This is a genomic window from Pseudomonas rossensis (assembly GCF_039888995.1).
GTDB lineage: Bacteria > Pseudomonadota > Gammaproteobacteria > Pseudomonadales > Pseudomonadaceae > Aquipseudomonas > Aquipseudomonas rossensis.
The window spans coordinates 1-3,646 of record NZ_JBBWCB010000254.1; the positions used below are offsets into that span (position 1 = coordinate 1).

5 protein-coding genes are annotated in these 3,646 nt (G+C 56.3%); 2 read left to right on the forward strand and 3 right to left on the reverse strand.

The window, feature by feature from the left end:
* Window positions 1–177: 177 nt before the first annotated feature.
* The 3 genes from tnpC to WLY71_RS31535 all read right to left on the reverse strand — a co-directional run bounded on the left by tnpC (window position 178) and on the right by WLY71_RS31535 (window position 2,495).
* Entirely contained in the window at window positions 178–1,758 is a 1,581-nt protein-coding gene (gene tnpC, locus WLY71_RS30055; RefSeq protein ID WP_347806471.1) for an IS66 family transposase, read from the reverse strand.
* Window positions 1,759–1,839: 81 nt separating this feature from the next.
* A complete protein-coding gene (gene tnpB, locus WLY71_RS30060) occupies window positions 1,840–2,175 on the reverse strand; it encodes an IS66 family insertion sequence element accessory protein TnpB (RefSeq protein WP_347806472.1) in 336 nt (111 codons plus the stop codon).
* A complete protein-coding gene (locus tag WLY71_RS31535; protein WP_425589978.1) occupies window positions 2,172–2,495 on the reverse strand; it encodes a transposase in 324 nt (107 codons plus the stop codon). The genes tnpB and WLY71_RS31535 overlap by 4 nt, the downstream gene beginning before the upstream one ends.
* A gap of 248 nt (window positions 2,496–2,743) precedes the next feature.
* On the opposite strand from WLY71_RS31535, the gene WLY71_RS30065 reads away from it, so the two are divergent.
* Together WLY71_RS30065 and WLY71_RS30070 are read left to right on the forward strand one after the other, a co-directional pair.
* A complete protein-coding gene (locus tag WLY71_RS30065; RefSeq protein WP_347806473.1) occupies window positions 2,744–3,208 on the forward strand; it encodes a CesT family type III secretion system chaperone in 465 nt (154 codons plus the stop codon).
* A 23-nt stretch (window positions 3,209–3,231) separates the two neighbouring features.
* Window positions 3,232–3,646: hypothetical protein (locus WLY71_RS30070; RefSeq protein ID WP_347806474.1), on the forward strand; the 415-nt coding region annotated here is incomplete at its 3' end.

Here is a 3,646-nt window from a genome sequence, read left to right on the forward strand (position 1 = left end):
AAGCCTGTCTGCGCGTAATGTGTCGCTCATATTTATGTGCTGCTTTCTACGCCGAAAACCCCATTCAAGGGCGTCGTCTTTGTCACCACAACATAACTCAGGCCGCAACATAACCGGCGTTATGTGTTGCGACACATAATGGTGGCTACAAGGCAAGCTTTCGTAAGCGCGCGGGGATTACAGGTTGCGTAACGGCATCCAGTTATGCGGCAACAGCTCCGCGATCTCGCTCGCCCGTTGTGTTGGCAGTCGCGTGAACACGTCCTTCAGATAGGCGTACGGATCATGGCCGTTAAGTTTGGCCGATTGGATCAGGCTCATCAGCGCCGCCGCACGTTGGCCGCTGCGCACCGATCCGGCGTAGAGCCAATTTTTGCGTCCCAGTGCCCAAGGCCTGATTTGTTGCTCTGCGTGGTTGTTGTCGATGGGGATCGCACCGTCATCGAGGTAGCGAGACAGTGCCGTCCAACGTTTCAGGCTGTAGTCGAAGGCCTTGGCGATAGCCACCCCGTCGTGCACACGTTCGCGCTGGACGATCATCCAGGCATGCAATGCATCCATCACCGGTACGGATTTCTCTTGTCGTATTCGGCGGCGCAAATCGGGTTCCAAGTCGCGTACGTCTTGCTCTATTTCGTAGAGAAGCTGGATGTAACGCAAGGCCTGTTCGGCCAGCTGGCTTTTGTTGGTGGCATGCAGGTCGAAAAACTTGCGTCTAGCATGGGCCATGCAGCCAACTTCGATCACGCCGAGCGAAAACGAGGCTTTATAACCCCCGAAATCGTCACACACCAACTTGCCCTTCCAGTCTTGCAAGAAGCGCCGAGCATGTTCGCCTGCGCGGCTGGGGCTGAAGTCGTAAACCACCGCTTTGATGTCGGCAAACGCGCTGGTGGCGTAAGCCCAGACATAGGCACGATGGGTTTTCTTCGCACCGGGCATGAGCACCGGCACTGGGGTTTCGTCTGCGTGCACCACGTCATGCTCAAGTATTGCCTCGCGTAGGGCGTCGACCAGCGGTTGCAACTGCACTCCGCAGGTACCGACCCACTGCGCCAGGGTTGAGCGGGGAATGGCCAAGCCAGCCCGGCCAAAGATCTGTTCCTGACGATACAGCGGCAAATGATCACCGTACTTGGCGACCATTACCTGGGCCAGCAAGCCGGCGGTCGGGATGCCTTTGTCGATGATCTGTGCCGGTACCGGTGCCTGGATCAAAGTTTCACATTGATCACAAATCCACTTGCCACGGATGTGACGTTCCACGCTGAACACGCCCGGTGTGTAGTCGAGCTTTTCGCTGACATCCTCGCCGATGCGCTTGAGGGCGCAGCCGCAAGTGCATTGGGTGTTGTCCGGCTCGTGGTGGATCAGGGTACGCGGGAACTGCGGCGGCAAAGCTATGCGTTTGGGTTTCTGCTTGGTCTCGGTCGACGCGCAAGCTACTTGCAGCGCCTCCAGTTCGGTCTCGATGGCCGCGATGTCAGCGTCGATGAGGTCATCGAGCAGGCTGGCTTGAGCCGGACTGATTAACTGTTCGCTGCGCTTGGCAAACTTGAAGCGCTTAAGCTGAGCGATTTCGTGGGTCAGTTTCTGAATCAGCGTTTGGTCGCGGTTGATCTTCTGGCCCATCGTCTCAACGGTCTTGCCAAGCGTGTCAACTTGATGGTCGAGGGTCTCGACGCGCTGCATCAACTGCGCCGCCAAAGCGCGCAGTTGTTCAGGGTCTAGTTGGTTGAGATGGGAAGGTGAAATCATGCCGCTGATTTTGCCAGAGAAGAGCCAAACCGACGACAGGCTCATCGGCCAATTACCCAGCCAGGCTGGCCATGGCCGGCATCAAAGGAAGGAAATTGTGTTGCTCGGCCCGAGGCGTTGCCAGGGCAAACCCAGCACCAAAGCGTTCAATTGTTCTGCACCCAATTCCATCTGCGTACCGTGTCGAGAGCCAGGCCAGAAGAACTTGCCCTGGTGCAAACGACGGGCCGCGAGCCAGATGCCCAAACCGTCGTGCACCAGCACTTTCATGCGATTGGCGCGGCGATTGGCAAACAGATAAGCACAGTGCGGCTGCGCCGCACCGAACACCGCCACAACCCGCGCCAAGGCGGTCTCGGTACCGGCGCGCATGTCCAGAGGTTCGGTGGCGAGCCAGATTGAGTCGATGCGGATCATCGTGTCAAACCGCGCACAAACCGGGCACATCCTGCCGGATCGGAAGCCGGCCATCTCACGATCAAGACCCCTTGCTCGTACGGTACGTCGATGCTGATTGATGGCTCAGGCTTTATTTGATTTGCAGGTGCAAGGGGTAGGGCCACAAAAGCCGGTAAATTCGCGACCGCATTCTTGTGCTTGGGTGGCAGCCATCGACGGACGACATTGGCGTTGATGCCATGCCTCAGGGCGACACTGGAGACAGAGATGCCCGGTTGCTGGCATTCCTGAATGACTTGGGCTTTGAGGGATTTGGAATAGGTGTGCCGTTGGCGCATGGGGATCCTCACGTTAAGGGTGATTGCGTCCGCTTAAAAAATCGTGGACGCAATTGCACTTATCGCTCTGGATCTGCTGGCTGAGTAGATGACTTCGCCGGCCCCTTACAAGCTTTCAGCAAGGCATCACTGAAATCGGCCGCATGGCCCATGTCCGCCGCAAGTTTTTGTGTGGAACCAACGATTGCGCGTGACCACACATCATATTGTTATATCTCCAACACTGATAATAATATGAGAGGTCAACAGTGTCTTCTTCTGCCTATTGCAGCCTCATTGACGATTTTTGCGATCTCGTCATGCTTCCAAAACAACCTGCCTTTTATGAGCTGGCCAGCGTTCTAGTACGTAACGTCGAAATCAATCTTGCCCACCATAATGGGGAGGGAAAAGGAGAGGTGCTGATCTATTGCGTGTTCGGACCGTTAGCGCACGACCGCGAACAAGAGATGCAGCGGATGTTGGAAATCAATTTCTATCTTTTTTCCGGTCCTTACAGCCCCTCGCTCTCTTACAACCCCGAAAGTGAGAGGGCGGTACTTACAAGCTATGCAGTGGTGGAAGCGCTCACCGCGCAACAGTTGTTGGCACTCCTCAGCAAACTCGCAAACCTGGCATTGGCATGGCAAGAGGGAGCGTTTCTGGGCGCAGCCCCCCCGGCATCCGTCAAAGGACGAACCGCCGCAAGCTCGTTCACGAAAGTTTCCCTCTGAAATGAACTGACAGGAGTGCAGTGATGCTCGGTCCTATCAACCTCATGCGGCACATTCAATCAGGCTCGACGATACAAAGTACCGGCTCATCGCCTCCCGCACCGGATTTTGTACAGGTTTGCGCGACGAGTTCTGGTGTGTCCAGATTAGCCCCCGACTCTATTCATGCGAACCCGTTGTTGGCCGGCCTTGACGGTCAGCGGTTACGTTTACTCCGTGAAGCTGCACATATTCGAGAGTTGGTGCCTGATATCAATCCGCTTGCCTATGCTCAGCGCCACATGGCGCTGGAGGGTAAGCTCCTGAATCTGCTGCCCGAATCGCACTACCTGGAAATACACCACCTTAAGCTTGCGCTTGGCTGCCCCTTGCATCCCATGCTTTCAGGCCAGCAAGAAAGCGATGCTCTCATCGCCGACCTGGAGGCCTACATCGCGG